Raw genomic sequence first — 19,627 nt, forward strand, 5'->3', positions numbered from 1 at the left:
TTGACCTTTAACTAATTTCAATCTGAAATTTTTGACTATGCCATTAATTAAAGTACAAACTTCTGTTGCTGCACCGGAAAGAACTGAAATTGAAAGCTTGCTGAAAAGCTTATCTGCTAAGTTAGCCAAGCATTTAGGCAAACCCGAATCTTATGTAATGACAGCTTTTGAGCCAGATGTGCCTATGACTTTTGCTGGTACAACAGACCCAGTTTGTTACATTGAAATTAAAAGTATCGGTACTATGAAACCTGACCAAACAGCGACGATGAGTCAGGATTTCTGTCAGCAGATTAACCAAGCTTTAGGCGTAGCTAAAAATCGGATTTATATAGAATTTGCAGATGCTAAAGGTGCTATGTGGGGTTGGAATGGCTCAACCTTTGGGTAAGGTTTTGTAGGGGAAGGGGGAAGGGGTAATGGGTAATTGGTAATAGGAATTTCTCCCTTTATCCCCCTCATCTCCCTCATCAGGGAATGTTAACAGAGCGCAACAATCGCTCAACAACAGTTCTGGCGCTGCGTCCTCCCCTGGGGATGAGGCGATGACAAAGAACGTGAGGAACGAGAAATTTTACATCATCGGGAATGGCGTAATCACGTCCTAAAATAAAAGCGAGGGCTTGGGTAGCTTTTTGTAAAGCGACTGTACCGCGAGGGCTGACACCGAGAGAAATTTCTTCATCCTGTCTTGTCGCCCGCACTAAGTCCAGAATGTATTGCTGTAAAGGTGTTTCCACTCTTACCTGAGAACAGAGTTGCCGTAATTGAGCTATTTCTTCTAGGGTAATGCAAGGTTGTAAATCAGCTACCTTGATACCATCCGTCAGGTTTTGCAGCATTTGGAGTTCTTCTGTCTCTGAAGGATAGCCTAAACTCAAAGACAGCATAAATCTATCCATCTGCGCTTCAGGTAGCGGAAAAGTCCCTTGATACTCAACTGGGTTTTGGGTAGCAATGACAAAAAAAGGTGTGGGAACAGCACGAGAAACACCATCAACTGTTACCTGATGTTCTTCCATCACTTCTAACAAAGCTGACTGAGTTCGGGGTGTAGCACGGTTGATTTCGTCAGCTAGCAAAATGTTGGCAAATATAGGCCCAGGTAGAAAGGTAAATTCGCCGCTTTTGGGGTTCCAAATGTTTGTACCAGTAATATCAGTAGGTAATAAATCGGGGGTACATTGTAGCCTTTGAAACTTACCGTCAAGCGATCGCGCTAATGATTTAGCTAGCAGGGTCTTACCAACACCAGGAACATCTTCTAATAAAGCATGACCACCGCCAAGGATGGCGACTAGTACCAAACGTATTGCTTCGGTTTTACCAACGATGGTACGAGACAGATTATGTGTTAAAGCCTCAAGTTTTTCTCTCATGCACCACGGGATTGGGGGTTGGGGATTGGGTACTGGGGATTGGGCAATTCAATTTTGGATTGAGTTTAAATCTAAAATCCAAAATCTAAAATCTAAAATTCCCAGTCCCTAGTATTCCCACCCAGCAATCACAATTCAACATTCCGAGAGCAAAACTTCTTTCGCCACATGACAATCGAGCTGAATTTGTGTTTTTAAGGCTTCGAGAGAGTCAAATTTTTGTTCTGGTCGTAAAAATTGTACTAGCTGTACAGCCAGCTTTTTGCCGTACAAATCTCCAGACCAATCAAATAAATGGACTTCCACAGATATATGAGTACCATCAACTGTGGGGCGATTACCTATATTCATTACGCCTAATATTGTTGGTGTTTGAGTATCTGCTGTCTCATCAAGCATCAACACGCGGACAGCATAAACACCTAGGCGAGGTAAAAACTTGTCTTTTGGTAATTGCAAGTTAGCAGTGGGAAAACCAATCGTTCTGCCCAGTTTTTGTCCTTGAATTACCACACCAAAAAGAGTGTATGGTCTTCCCAAAAGGAAATTCGCGCTTTTGACATCGCCATTTTCTAAGGCCTGGCGAATTAATGAAGTACTAATTGGTGGTGCTTGGGTAGGAGGATTACTAGGGCAATTACTTTCTGCTGTCAATTGATCGCTACCTACATAGGTTTCTAAAGTAACGATTGTGACAGGAATATTATATTTGGCGGCGAGTAGTTTTAAATCCTCAGCTGTGCCAGCGCGCTGTTTACCAAAACAAAAATCTTGTCCCACGCTAAGTTGCTGGCATCGCAGTTTTTGTACGAGAATTTTTTCTACAAACTCTTCTGGAGAGAGAGACGATAATTCTTTATCAAAGGGTAATAGTACCAGCTGTTCTATTCCCAGCGATCGCAATTGTTCCACTTTTTCATCAAGTGGTGTTAACAAAGCACGGGGTTGACCTGAGAAAAATTCCTGTGGATGGGGATGAAATGTCACAACAGTAGAGTATATATGCTCATTTGTTGTAGCTGTAGTGTTTCCTGGCTGGGATGCAGGATTTGTGAAATCATGAAGTGAGCGTTCTGGTAAATTGCCCTCATCTTGCACAAACTTTTGATCGCACGCAGTCCCTGTAACTGCTCTTTTTGCTTGCTGCAAAACTGGCTGGATGACTCTTTGATGACCAAGGTGCATACCATCAAATTTGCCAAGCGCAACAGCAGTTGGTGTTAGCAGTTCTTCACTCGAAGAACCAACCCACACGGAACACCCATTTTGAGACAAATTTAGCACGTGGATTCTGGGATTTTAGGTTTATTGAGCTATCAGCTACAAGTTCCCCTATAGGTAACTTAACTGACTGGGAGGGCACCCTTGACGCACATCCCGCGACTCCACAGAGTTTTCATCTGGAGCGTTTTCGCTCTGAATTTAACCGCTTGTGGGAGCAGCCACGGCGTTATTACCACCCTTTGGCTAATAGCCAAAGCATACCCTACAGGCAGCAACTAATTAGGGTGTTTTGTGCTGTTTCTCAGCTTGATTTATCTTTGCTGAGTCCAGAGAACCCTACACCACAGTTAAAGAGGCTTTAGCTAAACTTTTGGGTTTTAGCAAGTATTGTACCTGCTCGTCCCTTGAGGCAGCTAGTCTATGGGCATTTGTGCTTCCCTGGTTAGCTCGCAAAGCGTGTTCTCCAGTTTTTGCAGTTTACCGTAAGAGTCACCTCTCCTGCTGAGAGCTTCTCTTCACCAATCTAATACCATTTTGGATTTTAGATTTTAGATTTTAGATTTTAGATTTTAGATTGGGAATTTGTGTATCCATCTGTCGCCATGATTTGTCCAAGGGGGAAAAATCGCAGATTTTGCGATCGCTGCGACTACAAACTTTAGGCAGATAAGTTCCCGACAGGGCAAGATTCTGATATGGTCGCAGAAACAGGAACATGAAGTACCATGCCTTCCCGTGCCATCACTGCACCTGCAAATTCCTCACCCGCTTGATTTCCCACATTATCTAGAAATTCATCGTTATGCGCGGGGTCATGATGGAAAATTGCTAGGGTCTTGACATGAGCAGCTTTGGCTATTTTCACCGCTTCTTGCCAGGTGGAATGTCCCCAGCCAATTCTCGGCGATGTTGGTGAATGGTATTCTTCATTGGTATAGGTACAATCGTATATTAAGATATCAGCATTACGCGCTAGCCAGAGGACGTTTTCGTCCAGTCTGTCAGGAAAATGTTCAGTATCAGTAATATAAGCAGCAGCGCCATCACGCCAGTTAACTCGATATCCCACGGCTTCACCAGGGTGATTTAATGGTGCTGTTTCTACAGTAATGTCATTAATGTGTATTGGTTGCCCTGCAGTAATGTCACAAAAATTTAAATTTGCCTGCATAATTTGCAAAGGCACAGGAAAATTGGGATGGAGCATTTGGTCATTTAGGCGCTGTTCGATAGTGGAACCATCGGGAGCAATTGCGCCATAAATCTTAAAATGGTTTCCCTTGATAAAACCTGGTGCAAAGAACGGAAATCCTTGCATGTGATCCCAGTGGGAATGGGTAAAAAATAGATGACCTTCTAACGGCATTTGGCGCAACAAAGATTGCCCCAATACATGAAGTCCTGTTCCACCATCGAAAATTAAGCGTTTACCGCCCACTTGCATTTCAACGCAAGGGGTATTACCGCCATAACGCACTGTGTGTGGCCCGGGACTGGGGATGCTGCCGCGAACGCCCCAAAATTGCACGGTAAATTGGTTCTCTAACCTAGACATGGGTGTTGCTTTCTGGACTGAGCGTGCGATCAATAAAACAAATTGTTACTTATGTTTGTTAAGTTTATGCAGTCTTACCATTTTGGCAGAGGGGAATTTCTTGGTAAAACAGCATACCCTTTTTTCGGCAGGTTTTTTCAACCAGAGTGAGAGATAACAAAGCCAAAGCTTAAAGTACTTTGGGCTTACATGTAGCAGTGAGATCAACAGCGTTTCTACTTTATAGCTTAAATTTGTCGATCATGTTTTAACTCATTGCTGAAAGTTACAAATTTTTCCTCAAATACCAAAGTTTTTACGTAAATTTAAATTCCCATTCTGATAATTGCTGTAATCCTGTTGCGTAAGTAAGATTGTATTGTAATGGAGTAATGCTAATGTGGTTTTTACGGATAACATGTACATCTATAGGGATGTGTTGAGGCAAATTTAAGCCTTCTGGTGGTTCTACTTCTTCCAAAACCTCACCTGTTAACCAGTAATAGGTTTTACCACGCGGATCGACTCGCTTGTCAAATACATCCACGTAGCGCCGCACTCCCTGGCGCGTGATTGTGACTCCTGCAATTTCTTCCCATTTGACTGGAGGAACGTTAACATTGAGCAACATTAACTCTGGTAGGGGTTTGGCTGCTAGTTGTGCTACTAGCTGTTGGGCAAAGTGAGCCGCAGTTTGAAATTCTTTAGAAGTATGGCTAGCAAGGCTGAAAGCAATGCTAGGAATCCCTTCAATTATTCCTTCCATAGCCGCAGACACAGTCCCAGAATAGAGAATTTCTGTGCCCAAATTTGCCCCTTGATTAATGCCAGAAAGCACCAAATCTGGGGGTGTGTCTAACAAAGCCCAAAGCGCTAATTTGACGCAATCTGAAGGAGTGCCATCACAAGCCCAAGCTTTAACTGTGGGATGAAAAATTGACTCCACAATTTCCGCGCGAATTGGTTGGTGTAAAGTCAATCCATGCCCAGTTGCCGATCGCTCTCGGTCGGGGCATACTACAGTCACTTCATGACCTGCCTGTGCCAAGCAGTTGGCCAGGGTACGAATACCCAAGGCAGAAATTCCGTCATCATTGCTAATGAGTAATTTCATCGTTATTGGTCATTAGTCGTTGGTCATTAGTCATTAGTTATTTGTTATCTGACATTTGTCAATGTCGAGCGTCACAAATAGCAGGCAAAAAAACATCCTCACACACCAAATCCCTTTTAGGGACTTGCAACTAAAAAAATCAATCGCTTTAGGGAGCAGAGGCGGAAGAATACAATTATGGTCTTCGCGGTGAAAAATGAATAATTTAATTTCTGGAAGTCCCTTAAACTGGTAAACAGAGGTTTGGACTAAAGAAGTATGAAGTGTAAAGGATGAAGTAATGGCTGCTAGGCATCTGCCTTACCCACAAGTGCGGTGAAAGATCAAATTTTTGATATTCCTACCTCCTCTGGGAATGAGTAGGATAATTTCAGACTTTATACTTTAGCCTTCAACCTTCCTTTAACCCTTACCTTTGGCCTGTTAAGGTCATATTACTAAGCCGATTGGTGATTTGTACCAACTTCTGGAACTAATGACCAATGACAAATGACAAATGACTAACTAACTAATGACTAGCAATTTAGAGGCTCAACTTTTAGCACTACGGCAGGAAGGAGAAAAAGCGATCGCAGCCGCTGATACCTTAGAACGCCTAGAAGAACTCAGAGTAGGTTATCTGGGTAAGAAGGGGCAACTTGGGGCACTGTTGCGAAGTATGGGGCAGATGAGTGCAGAGGAACGTCCTAAAATTGGGGCGATCGCTAATACAGTGAAAGAATCCCTGCAAAATAGTTTAGACAAGCAGCGCACTGCCCTAGAAGCTGCTCAAATTCAAGCCCAGTTAGAGGCTGAAACTCTGGATGTCACAATGCCGGGAATTTACAGTCCCCAAGGTCGCATTCATCCTCTAAATGGTATCATCGACCGCGCCCTGGATATCTTTGTCGGCATGGGTTACACGGTGGCTCAAGGGCCAGAGATGGAAACAGATTATTACAATTTTGAGGCGCTGAATACTCCCCCTGACCATCCCGCCCGTGATATGCAGGATACCTTCTACCTGCCAGATGGCAATCTTCTGCGTACTCATACCTCTTCAGTGCAAATTCGTTATATGGAATCTGAAGAACCACCCATTCGGGTTGTGGCCCCTGGGCGAGTTTATCGCCGCGATAACGTAGATGCTACTCACTCAGCAGTTTTCCATCAAATCGAGTTGCTAGCCATTGATGAGGGACTGACATTTACAGACCTCAAGGGTGTAATTAAGGTATTTTTACAAGCAATGTTTGGCGATTTGCCAATTCGCTTCCGCGCTAGCTATTTCCCCTTTACAGAACCCTCCGCCGAAGTGGATTTGCAATGGAATGGTCGTTGGCTGGAAGTTATGGGTTGCGGTATGGTCGATCCAAATGTGATGAAATCTGTAGGTTATGACCCAGAAATTTATACTGGGTTTGCGGCTGGTTTCGGTGTCGAACGGTTTGCGATGGTTCTGCACCAAATCGATGATATTCGGCGCTTATATGCCAGCGATTTGCGCTTTTTAAGACAATTTTAAATGATGTAATTAGACCGCTTGTACAGGTGAAAATACTTCCCATACAAGCGTTTTATTTAATACTGAGCCACATAAAGGAGACCAACAAAGGTAATACTAATGACTCAAGTATCGAGATTTGATGACATTCTTGAAAGCATCGAAGAATTGTCAGCAGATGAACAAGCAACACTCATTGATCTGATCCGCCATCGGCTGGCAGAAAAACGACGTTCTGAAATTGCGGTTAATATCGCTCAAGCTCAGGTAGAATACGAAACTGGTAAGGTTTTTCGTGGCAACCTGACTCAAATTATGGATGAGTTAAGCAAATGAAAACTCTGGTTTTGACATCATCGTTTAAACGAGCATTTAAGCGATTGGTGCGACGACAACCAGAATTACAAGAGCGAATTCAAGAACGGTTGGCACTTTTAACAATTGATCCATTTGATCCACTATTGCAGACCCATAAGCTCAAAGGCAAGTTGTCTGGAGCTTGGGCTTGTTCAGTGGAGTATGATTGTCGCATTGTTTTTAACTTTGTGGAAAATCCAGAGTCTGGTGAAGAGGAAATATTGCTAATTGATATAGGCACTCATGATGAAGTCTATTGAGTTGGAATAATGACGAATTAGAATTATGGGGAACAGCGATCGCAATGTCCACAACGCCAGTTAGCGGCTTCTTTCGCAAAACCAAAGGCGGTTAATAAAAACTGCCAGCGACACTGTTTAGTATGCAAATACTGATTCATTTCCTTGGCGGCTTGCAATTGAGTTGCTGCTTGCTTATTCACCCCTGGCTTGATGACGTAATGGAAAGGGTCAAGCCAGTTTAACTGTCCACTGCTGTGGAGTAAAGACAAAGCCATTGCACCATCAGGGAATTGTCGCGCTACTGTATTCACATCCCCTTGTTTCGGCAGTTTTTTCGCAAGTTGCTGTGCTGTTTGTTGTTGCGATCGCATTTGTTGTTCAAAAAACTGCTGTCTTTGTTTATCTTCTGAATCTAACCAGCCTGTAGGTTCACTTACTAATGTCAGCGCTTCTGCTGGTTTTCCATCTCTCCCTGCGCGGCCAATTTCTTGCACATATTCGGAAAGTAGTAGCGGCGCGTGAAAGTGAATTACCCAGCGCACATCAGGCTTGTTAATCCCCATGCCAAATGCACAGGTACAAACCACAAATGGGATTTTACCGCCTAACCAGCTAGTTTCTACAGCACGGCGTTCTGTGGCGCTCAGTCCAGCGTGATAACTAGCTGTGGCATAACCCATCTCTGCTAACCAAGCTGCTAAGTTCTCGCTATCTCTGCGCGTGCGGACATAAACTAATCCGGCTTGTTGGGGTCTATTTTGAATAAATTTGACTAATTTTTGCTTTCTACCTCTGGGAGTCCATGCGATGCAGATGTTGAGATGCAGATTTGGACGGTAGGGATTCAGGCGGTAAATATCTGGTTGTTGTAATTGTAAAACTGAGGCAATCATTTTTTGTGCTAAAGGGTCAGCCGTCGCCGTAAAAGCTGCCACACTAATTTTGCTTCCAGGTGGTTTTGATTTCAGTAATGCCGATCGCACTGCCCCTAATCTGCGATAAGCTGGTCGAAAGGTTTCACCCCACTGCACTAAACAATGGGCTTCATCCAAAATTAAGCCGTTAATCTGCAATTGTGGTTGACATAATTTTTCCCAAACAGGCGCACTGAGTAAAGTTTCTGGTGATAAATACAATAATCTGAGTTTGTTTTGTGCCAATGCTTGCAGAGTCAAGCGCCGTTGGGATGAAGGTAGTTCGCTATGTAGCAGTGCTGCACTCAGGTTTAGCTGGCGCAGTTCTTGTACTTGGTTTTCCATCAGCGCTACTAAAGGCGAAACTACCAAAGTCAATCCTGTTTGCAGCAGTGCAGGAAGTTGAAAACAAATCGATTTACCACCGCCTGTAGGCATGATAATTAATGCATCTTTTCCTGCCAATAAACTACTGACTATTTCACCCTGTGGGGGACGAAAATTGTCATAGCCCCAAATTTTTTTAAAAGTATTAAGGACTGCGTTCCAAGATGTGGTTCTTATTTGATTCATAATGAATAATAGATATATCCCTGTTTTATCAATGCAATCAGCAGATTTTTTGAATATAGCTGCTGCCATTTAGCATCAGGTTCAGTAATTTCATCAATACGAGGAATTTGGATAAAAAATGAACGAAGATTTAAAACATCGATTCTATATCAGCACAGATAAATCTAAGCTAGATATCACAATGATTCACGATTTTCTGCGAAATTCTGATTGGGCAGAAAATATTCCTTTAGGAATTTTAGAAAAATCAATTGCCAATTCTTTATGCTTTGGACTTTACGAAGAGCAGCGACAAGTCGGTTTTGCTAGGGTAATTACTGATTACGCTACTTCTGCATTTTTAAAGGATGTGTTTATTTTAGAGCCTTATCGTGGTCAAGGTTTAGGCACTTGGTTTGTGCAGTTTATTTTGAATTTTCCTGAACTCCAAGACGTGCAAAAGTGGTTGTTAGGTACAAAAGATGCTCATGGACTTTATCGGCGTTACGGCTTTAAAAAATCCACAACACCAGAGAAATTAATGATGCGTTCTAATCCTAATGCCTATCAGCATCAAAATTAAGTCAGTGATGAAGATCACAGTTGCCAATAGAAGTTATTTGTTATTCCCACTTGTTAAAGGGGAACTATAAACTTTGGGAATAATTAAAGTTTTAATATCATTAAATATAGTTTTCAAGAGGCATGTAAACTTGTCTATAAAACTAGTATTTGTTTACGAATAATTTTGATTAAACCTCATAATTTCCTTATTTTTGATTACTAAATAGGGAAACAAACGTTATTTCTATTTTTTATTGCTGAGAATAAGAAATCAACTTTATGAATACACCGATCGCTGGTACTTATGACATTCGTTTATTAGTTTTTTCCGTGGCGATCGCAATGCTAGCAGCTTACACTGCTTTGGATCTAACTGGACAAATCCGCACCGCTTCTGGATATGCGCGCATTGGCTGGTTGTTTGGTGGTGCGATCGCAATGGGAACAGGGATTTGGTCGATGCATTTTGTGGGAATGCTGGCTTTTTGTCTGCCGATTCCGGTAAAGTACGATTTAATCAGGGTTTTATTATCAATACTGGCAGCCATCTTAGCTTCAGGATGTGCCTTATTTTTCGTCAGCCAATAAGTGATGGGTATCTTTAACTTGCTGGGTGGTAGTCTGTTGATGGGACTGGGGATTATCAACATGCATTACACTGGCATGGCTGCAATGCGAATGTCAGCTAATATCCACTACAACTATATGTTAGTTGGAGTTTCAATTGCGATCGCCTTTATCGTTTCTTTAGTAGCTTTGTGGTTAGCATTTCATTTACCAGATCGCAGTACTAGCACTAATCGTCAACAGAAAATTGCCAGTGCGATCGTTATGGGTGCAGCCATCCCCATTGTACATTATACGGGTATGGCAGCTACTGGTTTTTATGCCATAAAAATGCTAGAAATGCCATCAGTAATAAATCTTGACTCTTCTGTACTATCCACAACGATTGGTATTGTGACGTTTGCAATTTTAGGATTAGCATTGCTCATTTCCTTAGAAACAACCGCCATCGAAAGAACAGTAGCCTTAGCCAATCTTGAACGTGAAATTGCAGAACGTCAGCAGATAGAACAGCGTTTACAACGCGAACAAGCACAGAAACTAGAACAGGCTTTACAAGAATTACAACATACTCAAGCTAAATTATTTCATACTGAAAAAATTTCTTCTTTAGGACAGCTAGTAGCTGGGATTGCCCATGAAGTTAACAATCCAGTCAACTTTATTTCTGGTAATTTATCTCATGCTCACCAGTATGTTCAAGACTTAATTCACTTATTAAACCTTTACAATCAAAAATTTCCTCAACCAGGAGATGACATCGCCAATAAAATTGCCGCTATAGACTTAGAATACTTGCTTGCAGATTTGCCAAAAATGATTTCTTCTATGAAACTTGGTACCGAACGCATTCAAGAAATCATGCAATCTTTGCGAAATTTCTCACGGGTGAATGGAAATGCGAAAAAGATAGTTGATATTCATGAGGGAATTGAGGCTACCCTGATGATTTTGCAGCATCGTCTGCACGCTAACCTCAACCGTCCAGAAATTCAAGTTGTGAAGCAGTATGGAAACCTACCGCAGATTGAGTGCTATGTAGGACAATTAAATCAAGTGTTTATGAATGTGCTAGCAAATGCAATTGATGCTTTAGAAGAGTCTAATCATGGTCAGACCTTTGCAGAAATTCTCCAGCATCCCAATATGATTACAATTACTACTATTGCTGAAGATGGTTATGGGATGATCAAAATTGCCGATAATGGATCTGGGATGCCAGAAGCTGTGCGACTACAATTATTTGATGCCTTCTTCACCACTAAGCCAGAGGGAAAAGGTACAGGATTAGGACTAGCTATCAGTCATCAAATTATTACCGACACCCACAACGGTAGTTTGCAATGTTTTTCGACTCTGGGTAAAGGTACAGAATTTATCATTCAAATTCCTCTAGTAACCCCAGTTGCTAATGATTCAATCGTCGCCATCGCAGCAACTTGTTGATCGGGGAAGCAGAGGGGGATGAGGGGACAAGGGGGGACAAGGAGAATTAGTATTTCCAATGCCCCATGCCCCATGCCCAATCAACTACTGTGTCGGATTCAGTTCTTTCTCCTTGGATTGCAACGATGCATACAGCCTATTCAGTGCATTAACGTAGGCTTGAGCTGATGCAACGATGATATCTGTATTCGCTGCATGTCCAGAAAATACACGGGATTCGTGGCGTAAGCGAATAGTTACTTCCCCAATTGCATCGATTCCGGCTGTGACTGACTGTACAGAGAACTCAATTAATTGGTTGGGTACGTTAACTACACGGTTAATTGCCTTATAAACAGCATCTACTGGCCCTGTACCAATTGCCGCATCAGTTAATTCTTGACCTTCAGGGGTTCTGAGAGTTACTGTGGCTGTGGGTTGGGCATTGCTACCGCAGGAAACTTGCACCAACTCGACGCGGAACAAATCAGGTGCTTGTTGAATTTCATCATTAACAATCGCTTCCAAATCCCAATCAGAAATTTCTTTCTTTTTGTCAGCGACTTCTTTAAATTTGACGAAGGCTTTATTTAATTCGGTTTCTGACAGTTCAAAACCTAATTCTTTGAGGCGAGTCCGAAAAGCATTTCTGCCAGAATGTTTGCCCAAAACTATTTGATTGTCTGTTAAGCCAATCAATTGGGCATCCATAATTTCATAGGTGAGCTTGTTTTTTAATACACCATCTTGGTGGATTCCAGATTCGTGGGCAAAGGCATTTGCCCCGACTATGGCTTTATTTGGTTGTACTAACATCCCCGTCAAATTTGACACTAACCGCGAGGATTTATAAATTTGACGAGTGTCGATATTAGTTAATGATTCTTCTGAGTTGACTGGTCTACCTAAGAAGGGATTAAAATATTGCCGACGCACGTGCAATGCCATTACCAATTCTTCTAAAGCTGCATTACCTGCGCGTTCACCAATACCATTGATGGTACATTCTAATTGTCTCGCACCATTTTTCACAGCTTCTAAAAAGTTTGCTACTGCCAAGCCTAAATCATTATGTCCGTGAACGGAAATAATTGCTTTGTCGATATTGGGGACATGATCTTTAATCCCCTTAATAATTGCCCCAAATTCGCTAGGGGTTGTATATCCTACGGTGTCAGGAATATTAACTGTTGTGGCTCCAGCTCTAATCGCTCTCTCTAATACTTGGTAGAGAAACTCTGGATCGGAGCGTCCTGCATCTTCTGGGGAAAATTCTACATCATCAGTGAAAGTTTTGGCGTAGGCCACCATTTCCTCGGCGATCGCCAAAACTTCTGATTTGGTTTTTTTCAGTTTATATTGCAGATGAATATCAGATGTAGCAATAAATGTGTGAATTCTGCCTTTTGCTGCTGGTTTAATCGCGTGGGCTGCTGCTTTAATATCATCATGTTTAGCTCTCGCCAAACTACAAATCACAGGGCCATTTTCTGTACCGACAACCTGGGCAATTTTGTTAACTGCTTCAAAATCTCCAGGACTGGCAAAGGCAAATCCTGCCTCAATTACATCCACACCCAGACGCGCCAGTTGCTTGGCTATCACTAGCTTTTCGTCTATATTCAGGGTTGCTCCTGGACATTGTTCGCCATCTCGCAATGTGGTATCAAAAATAATGATTCGCTCTGGTTGGGTTGTCATTTTTCTGTGTTTTGTGTTTAGTGTGGACTTTTTGCTATAACTACCTTGTATCTTAAGTTTTTTACTGTTTAGATTTGTAAATAATTATTAACATATTAAGCTTCTGTCTTTTCTATTCTGTCTCTAATATCATTCAAATCTATATATCTATCAGTAGCATTACGTAATTCTCTGGCGATCATTCCTTCTGTAGATACGACTGTAATATGTGTATTTTTTGAACGTAATAATTCAATTGCTCTCTCAAAATCCCCATCACCACTAAATAATACTACTCGGTCATACTGGTCTACTGTATTAAACATATCTACAACAATTTCAATATCTAAATTAGCTTTTTGTGAATAGCGACCAGATGAGTCATCGTAATATTCTTTGAGAATTTTAGTTCTTACTGTATATCCTAAACTAATGAGAGCATCTCGAAAACCTCTTTGATCTTGCGGGTCTTTTAAGCCAGTGTACCAAAATGCATTGATTAATGTTGTTTCTGATTGCTCGTGTTTAAAATATTCTAAAACTCTGCGTGGGTCAAAAAACCAGCCATTTTTTTGTTGAGCATAGAACATATTGTTTCCGTCTACAAAAATAGACAGACGATTCATTGGAGAACCCATAGAAAAATACACCTAATAATAGAAAAGAATTTTAGATTGAACAATAGATTATAGCAATTATCAAATGATCTATTTGCTAATATCTATAAAGTATATCTTCATGTATATCTTTTATCCTAACCCCTTTTAAATCATAAAAATCGGCAAAACAATAGAGCAGATGCAGGATGCTGAACCTTTTCATCCCAGACAGTGTAAGAGTTAGCCTGCGATCAAAATCTACCAATAAAATAGACTGTGTAACAGCATTCCTAACTGTATAACAGTCAAGTTTACTCCTAAAGAGGTATGGTATTGGTTCTCAGGTAGAATATAGGCTAATGCCCATCTCTTGATTTTGCCATCAACAACAGGACACAATTTTTGTACAATATCAGCGTTGCAGCATTAACAGAAGTTGCCCAAAGCAAAATTCTGGTAAACCTTCTACCGACGGCATACTTGTTGGGTTTGGTAGATCGTAAACGAAACCAAATCCACAAAGGGAGTGTCTTTAGCTTATTTCTGTGACAAAATCGCAGATTGCTCTGCTATTAGAGAATAATTTGGGCAGTGTTTTAATCGCCAGACCCTGTAAAGACACACCAATAAAAATTCGCTGAAGTAGAAAGGATAGTTTACAAATGTATAAGTTTTTCATTTAACTCTTAATTTAATGTAGTTCGCTCAAATAGGGTCTAAATAAATATAAGTGTTGTACCTTAATCAATCAATAACACGATATGGCAGAAGAACCTACGTCTACCGTAACTAAAAAATATGTCTCTGCTGCCAATAGCCAGTTAGGGAAACCAACTAAAGCAACTTCGACGGCATTAACCTACCATACCCAACTAATGTCTTGGTTTGGTCATCTGCTAACTGGTGTTTCAGCAATAGGAGCAGCACTGCTGAGTAGCTCTGGTTTGGGCATTGTGCAGTTGATGGAAAGTCAGGCACTTTCTACGTTTTTTCAACTGCGCGGGCCGATCGCACCTCCAGAAAACATCGTGATTTTGGCCATAGACAATCAGTCTATATCAGTCCCTGAACAGTACTATAAAACAGATCCACAACAGTATGCTTACCTGGAACCACTGAAATCTTTTCCATTTAAACGTGCTGCTTATGCTGATGTCATCAGAAAATTGATGCAAGCAGGTGCGAAATCTGTCGCAGTAGATGTAATTTTTGATACGGAAAGCGCTTATGGTGCTGCAGACGATCGCCAACTGCAAGCAGTCTTGCAAAAATATGGCAGTAAGGTGACCTTAGCCTCGGTATATGAAACTTCTGAGTCACATCAAGGTACGTTTAATAAGCTCACACTCCCACAACCGATGTTCCGCATTGGCGCTGTATCTACAGGCACTGTCAATTTTCCCCTAGAAGTAGATGGCAAAATTCATCGTTTAGCCAGCGAGTTTAACAAATCATTAGCACAAGATAACTTAATAGATAAAGTGCCTTCCTTTGACGAAGCAGCACTAAGGGCAGCCAGAATTAAATATTCGCGACCAAAAGGCGATCGCATTCATTTTTGGGGGCCAGAGGGTACATTTGAAGCCATCCCCTTTTGGTATGTACTAGATCCCCAAAACTGGAAAAACTATTTGCAACAAGGCAAGGTTTTCAAGAATAAAATTGTAGTGATTGGAGCCACCGCACAGTTAGGTAACGATTATCATCCAGTAGTGGCGGGTAAGAACTGGCTGTATCCCGAACGTATGTCAGGGGTAGAAATTCATGCCAACGCGATCGCCACCTTAATAGAAAATAAAGCGATCGCCCAAGGAATTAGCAGCCCACCCCTGCAAGGTGTATTTGTACTGGGTTTAGTTGGTGGTGTCGGCATCATCTGTGCCAGACGCAAGCGTGGGATCAGCAGATTAATTGTCAGCATTGGCTTTGCCACTCTTTGGGGAGGCATCAGCTACGTATTATTTGTACATTACCAATTAATTTATCCCACCACTGTGCCAATGGTAGCGATCGCCTGGATCGGCTTATCCTATCTGGGAACCGAAATCGCCAGGGAAAGCATTAAAAAGCGGCAATTAGTAGATATCTTTCAAAAATATAAAACTTCCCCTGTTGTGCAAGAAATCATCAGTCAACAACAAGACTTGCAAGATTTACTGCAACAACGAGATTTAGCGGTAGCAGGCAAAATCCTCGGTGGACGCTACAGAATTGTCAAAGTTCTCGGTTCTGGGGGATTTAGCGAAACCTACATTGCCGAAGATTTACAACGTCCAGGTCACCCGCAATGTGTAGTTAAACAGCTCAAACCAGCTAACAGCAAAGCTACAGGATTGCAACTTGCCAGACGTTTATTTAATTCTGAGGCGCAAACCTTAGAGAAATTGGGAAAACATCACCAAATTCCTCAGCTATTAGCTTATTTTGAACAACAAGAAGAATTTTATTTAGTACAAGAATTTATCATTGGTCACCCCTTAAGTAAAGAATTACCAGCAGGTCAATCGCTGTTAGAAACCACAGTTATCGAACTTTTACGCGATTTATTGCAAACATTGGCATTTGTGCATCAAAACGGTGTCATTCACCGTGATATTAAACCCAGTAACATTATCCGCCGACATTCAGATTGGAAATTGGTACTGATTGACTTTGGTGCAGTCAAAGAAGTCTCTACAATCCAAACAGAAAATCATGAACAAACTCCATTTACCATTGGGATTGGGACTAAGGGTTATGCACCCAACGAGCAATGCTTTGGCCGTCCCCAATACAGTAGCGACATCTATGCAGTTGGGATGATTGGCATTAGGGCTTTGACTGGTATCGCCCCCCACGAACTAGCAAGAGATGCTGACGGAGAGTTGCAATGGCGCGAACATACTGTTGCCAACCCAGCTTTAGCGGAGATTCTCAGTAAAATGGTGCTGGAAGATTACAAGCAGCGTTATCAATCTGCATCAGCAGCCCTAAAAGCTGTAGAACAGTTGATAGGGGTTTCCAATCGAAATTTTATTCCCCAACACAACCCAATTGAAGATATTACAGCTGCAATTGACGATCCAGATGCGCCTACCACACCTTGGGAGGTATAAGGTAATACGGTTCAGTTAAAAAGATATTCTGTTGAGGCAGGCAGAGGAAGCAGGGGCGCAGAGGGAGAGAAAGAATTTGCTCAGTATCTTCGCCCTTGCTGATTGAATAATTTAATTTCTGGAAGTCTCTTTTATTTAAAGTTTCTCAATATGAAAGCCTGCCGCAGCAGGCCCTCAATTCTTGGATAGGATAGATTACATTTCCTCTAATTCTTTGCCCTTGGTTTCTCTGATGAAAAAGGCAACGAAAAATATCGAAATTGCCGATGCAATTGTATACAATCCATAGGCAGAACCTAAACCAAAGTATTTCAGTAAAGGTGGAAATGTCGTAGAAACTAGAAAGTTCGCAATCCACTGCACCGCAGCAGCTACAGATAGGGCAGCAGCACGAATTTTATTATTAAATATTTCGCCTAACAGTACCCAAACAATTGGCCCCCAAGAAAAGCCAAAGAAGACCACATATAGATTAGCTGCTAACAGGGCAAAGATTCCTGCTGTCCCCGGAAGTGTAGGGTTACCTGTGGTGGGATCAATCGCTGCATTAGCAAACACCACAGCCAAAGTACCCAATGTCACAGTCATGCCAATTGAACCTAGCATGAGTAACGGTTTGCGACCAAATTTGTCAACATAGGCGATCGCAATTAGAGTTGTGACAATATTGACGATTCCCGTAATTACTGTAATTAGTAGGGAATCTCTTTCAGAAAATCCCACTGCCTGCCACAAAACACTGCTGTAGTAAAAAATAACATTGATACCCACAAACTGTTGCAGGATAGACAACCCCATCCCAATCCACACAATAGGCAGTAATCCACCCCTACGACTTAGCAAGTCAGAAAATTTGGGGCGGCGTTCTTGTAAAACTGTTTGGCGAATCTCTTCAATTTTTGCTTCGACATTACCGCCAATAACTTTTCTTAATACATTGGTCGCTTCACTATATCGTCCCTGTGCTGCCAAGTATCGTGGTGACTCTGGAATCACGAGGGCAGCGAATCCATAAATAATTGCTGGTGGGGCTTCTGTCCAAAACATCCAACGCCAAGCGGGAACGCCAAACCAAAATATTCCTTCTGCCGATCCACCTGCACCTAAAGCTATAAAGTAGTCACAAACTAAGGCTGCGAAAATTCCGACTACAATTGCTAGCTGTTGCAGTGAACCCAGTCTGCCACGCAAATGGGCTGGTGCAACTTCCGCAATGTAAGCGGGTGCAATTACACTCGCCATTCCGACTGCAATGCCACCCAAAGCGCGCCAGAAAATAAAGTCCCCAATTCCAAATGCAATCCCCGAACCGATCGCACTTAAGGTAAAGAAAACTGCTGCCACCAGCATCGTTTTTAAGCGACCATAGCGGTCTGCGATCGGCCCTGCGACAAAAGCCCCTAAAGCAGATCCTAGCAATGCACAAGATACTGCAAAGCCTGTCATCACGCTGTTAGCATTATAGGCCTTTGACAAAGCTGAAACAGCACCGTTAATGACAGCAGTATCATAACCAAACAAAAAACCACCCAGCGCTGCGGCACTGGCAATCAAAATTACATAGGAAACTGTTTTCCCCTGATTAATAGTAGAGCCTTGTAAAGCCATTTCTTTGAAAACTTTTCAGGTTGTTAATTGTTTCGATACCCACGCAGTAATACTCTACGTTCACTCACAATCTCATAAGTTTGGTGGACGCATTTAAATAGAGATATTTACTAATAGGTAGATTACTGAAAAATTCTTTTTCTTCACATCTTCCCGCAGTTATGTTTCTTTCTAGTAAGAAGACTCAATTCAGCAGATGATTGACTTTGCGATTAAGAAAAATTTTGATATCGTACAATAATTCTTGGCTGTTTAATAACGATCCCTATATCATGTATGATGATTGTAAATAATCTAACTAATGTTAATTTATGTAAAGGATTTTTTGGCTAGCGATCGCAGCCACAAATTGTAGTTTGTCATTAAGACTTTAAACTTTATATTTTGTAGTAAAATTGTAAATATTCTTGTCATAAGTCAGATGCATTTACCTACAGGTTTAGGCAAAAAACATCAAAACCCTAATTTTATTAGTAACTTCAGATATAATCTTGATAAGAAATATTGCGCCTGGGATATATATAAAAATTTACAAATCTTAAATTTTTTTGATTGAATCGCCCTACCATCTTTTTATCTGGTGGGGTTTCTTTTTCTGATACTTTCAGAATCAACAGCTATGATGAGCTGCTTAGACAAATAAACTATGAAAAACTCCACCCACAAGGGGATGGAGTTTTTGGGCATGGGGAATCGGGCATGGGGCATGGCGAAGAAATTACCAATGCCCAATGCCCAATGCCCCAAGCGGCGGGGCGGCTGTCCCTCTCCACCCACAAGGGGATGGAGTTTCCCGCCGCTTTCAATAAAACTCTTATTTGATGCTTGTGCAGCTATAGCAATCCGTGCAGGAGTTGGGAAATTACTCGTCACATAAAAAACAAGGAATAAGAATGTACAAATAAAATATTAAGTAGAGCGGTGCAATTAAAGATAACTGGTAAGGGATGTTATTCTTACAAAGTTCTGAGCGGAGGAAACCTCCGTTCAACGCCACTTGCTTTCCGACGCGAGGCGACAGGAACGCAGTGGCTCGACTTTGCGCTTTGTCATTGGTTACTCATCAGAGTTTCAAGCCTATTTACGTTTCTGTAACATAGTTTGGTTGATTGCCACTAATTTACTTAATGCTATAGGTAAACATTTATTCCTTTTTCCCCCTTACCTATATCTACCCACTTAAATAAGTTTAAGAATTAAATCATATTCCTTAATAAAATACCTTAATAAATTTTTACTGCTTATGATTTTTTACGCTCAATTTGCTAAAAATAATAAAATCACTAAATA

17 protein-coding genes are annotated in these 19,627 nt (G+C 41.5%); 9 read left to right on the plus strand and 8 right to left on the minus strand.

Annotation, left to right across the window (positions count from 1 at the left end):
• The first annotated feature begins 37 nt into the window (after positions 1-37).
• A complete protein-coding gene (locus tag HGR01_RS25545; RefSeq protein WP_045871281.1) occupies positions 38-391 on the plus strand; it encodes a phenylpyruvate tautomerase MIF-related protein in 354 nt (117 codons plus the stop codon).
• A gap of 79 nt (positions 392-470) precedes the next feature.
• Here HGR01_RS25545 and HGR01_RS25550 read toward each other — a convergent pair whose 3' ends face one another.
• From HGR01_RS25550 to surE, 4 genes are all read right to left on the minus strand, one after another.
• Complete coding sequence (locus tag HGR01_RS25550) at positions 471-1,379, minus strand: AAA family ATPase (RefSeq protein WP_045871280.1); 909 nt, start codon at positions 1,377-1,379, stop codon at positions 471-473.
• Positions 1,380-1,514: 135 nt separating this feature from the next.
• Entirely contained in the window at positions 1,515-2,663 is a 1,149-nt protein-coding gene (locus tag HGR01_RS25555) for a bifunctional riboflavin kinase/FAD synthetase (protein ID WP_045871279.1), read from the minus strand.
• A gap of 598 nt (positions 2,664-3,261) precedes the next feature.
• Positions 3,262-4,158 (minus strand): MBL fold metallo-hydrolase, encoded by an 897-nt coding sequence (locus tag HGR01_RS25560; RefSeq protein ID WP_045871278.1) that lies wholly within the window; start codon positions 4,156-4,158, stop codon positions 3,262-3,264.
• Between the two features lie 295 nt (positions 4,159-4,453).
• Entirely contained in the window at positions 4,454-5,251 is a 798-nt protein-coding gene (gene surE / locus HGR01_RS25565) for a 5'/3'-nucleotidase SurE (protein WP_045871277.1), read from the minus strand.
• 511 nt (positions 5,252-5,762) lie between these two features.
• Between surE and pheS the strand changes: the two genes are divergently transcribed.
• From pheS to HGR01_RS25580, 3 genes are all read left to right on the plus strand, one after another.
• Positions 5,763-6,755, plus strand: coding sequence for a phenylalanine--tRNA ligase subunit alpha (gene pheS / locus HGR01_RS25570; protein WP_045871276.1), 993 nt, complete (start codon positions 5,763-5,765; stop codon positions 6,753-6,755).
• Between the two features lie 99 nt (positions 6,756-6,854).
• On the plus strand, positions 6,855-7,070 hold the full coding sequence (locus tag HGR01_RS25575; protein WP_045871275.1) for a hypothetical protein: 216 nt from the start codon (positions 6,855-6,857) through the stop codon (positions 7,068-7,070).
• Positions 7,067-7,351 (plus strand): type II toxin-antitoxin system YafQ family toxin, encoded by a 285-nt coding sequence (locus tag HGR01_RS25580; protein WP_045871274.1) that lies wholly within the window; start codon positions 7,067-7,069, stop codon positions 7,349-7,351. Before HGR01_RS25575 ends, HGR01_RS25580 begins: the two co-directional genes overlap by 4 nt.
• A gap of 23 nt (positions 7,352-7,374) precedes the next feature.
• On the opposite strand, the gene HGR01_RS25585 is transcribed toward HGR01_RS25580, so the two are convergent.
• Complete coding sequence (locus tag HGR01_RS25585) at positions 7,375-8,820, minus strand: RecQ family ATP-dependent DNA helicase (protein WP_045871378.1); 1,446 nt, start codon at positions 8,818-8,820, stop codon at positions 7,375-7,377.
• A 118-nt stretch (positions 8,821-8,938) separates the two neighbouring features.
• Here HGR01_RS25585 and HGR01_RS25590 point away from each other — a divergent pair, with 118 nt between their 5' ends.
• The 3 genes from HGR01_RS25590 to HGR01_RS25600 all read left to right on the plus strand — a co-directional run bounded on the left by HGR01_RS25590 (position 8,939) and on the right by HGR01_RS25600 (position 11,376).
• On the plus strand, positions 8,939-9,382 hold the full coding sequence (locus HGR01_RS25590) for a GNAT family N-acetyltransferase (protein ID WP_045871273.1): 444 nt from the start codon (positions 8,939-8,941) through the stop codon (positions 9,380-9,382).
• Between the two features lie 260 nt (positions 9,383-9,642).
• Positions 9,643-9,951, plus strand: a complete 309-nt coding sequence (locus HGR01_RS25595) for an MHYT domain-containing protein (RefSeq protein ID WP_052335237.1) — start codon at positions 9,643-9,645, stop codon at positions 9,949-9,951.
• Between the two features lie 3 nt (positions 9,952-9,954).
• A complete protein-coding gene (locus HGR01_RS25600) occupies positions 9,955-11,376 on the plus strand; it encodes an ATP-binding protein (RefSeq protein WP_052335236.1) in 1,422 nt (473 codons plus the stop codon).
• Positions 11,377-11,460: 84 nt separating this feature from the next.
• Here the strand turns inward: HGR01_RS25600 and HGR01_RS25605 are convergent, their stop codons facing one another.
• Positions 11,461-13,056: a 2-isopropylmalate synthase gene (locus tag HGR01_RS25605; RefSeq protein ID WP_045871272.1), complete on the minus strand. Its 1,596-nt coding sequence runs from the start codon at positions 13,054-13,056 to the stop codon at positions 11,461-11,463.
• A 95-nt stretch (positions 13,057-13,151) separates the two neighbouring features.
• Complete coding sequence (locus HGR01_RS25610; RefSeq protein ID WP_045871271.1) at positions 13,152-13,673, minus strand: NYN domain-containing protein; 522 nt, start codon at positions 13,671-13,673, stop codon at positions 13,152-13,154.
• A 722-nt stretch (positions 13,674-14,395) separates the two neighbouring features.
• On the opposite strand from HGR01_RS25610, the gene HGR01_RS25615 reads away from it, so the two are divergent.
• A complete protein-coding gene (locus HGR01_RS25615; RefSeq protein WP_045871270.1) occupies positions 14,396-16,729 on the plus strand; it encodes a serine/threonine-protein kinase in 2,334 nt (777 codons plus the stop codon).
• 195 nt (positions 16,730-16,924) lie between these two features.
• On the opposite strand, the gene HGR01_RS25620 is transcribed toward HGR01_RS25615, so the two are convergent.
• On the minus strand, positions 16,925-18,337 hold the full coding sequence (locus tag HGR01_RS25620) for a sugar porter family MFS transporter (protein ID WP_045871269.1): 1,413 nt from the start codon (positions 18,335-18,337) through the stop codon (positions 16,925-16,927).
• 646 nt (positions 18,338-18,983) lie between these two features.
• Between HGR01_RS25620 and HGR01_RS25625 the strand changes: the two genes are divergently transcribed.
• Positions 18,984-19,214, plus strand: coding sequence for a hypothetical protein (locus HGR01_RS25625; RefSeq protein WP_155539334.1), 231 nt, complete (start codon positions 18,984-18,986; stop codon positions 19,212-19,214).
• Positions 19,215-19,627 lie beyond the last annotated feature (413 nt).

Source organism: Tolypothrix sp. PCC 7712 (genome assembly GCF_025860405.1).
Classification (GTDB): Bacteria; Cyanobacteriota; Cyanobacteriia; order Cyanobacteriales; family Nostocaceae; genus Aulosira; species Aulosira diplosiphon.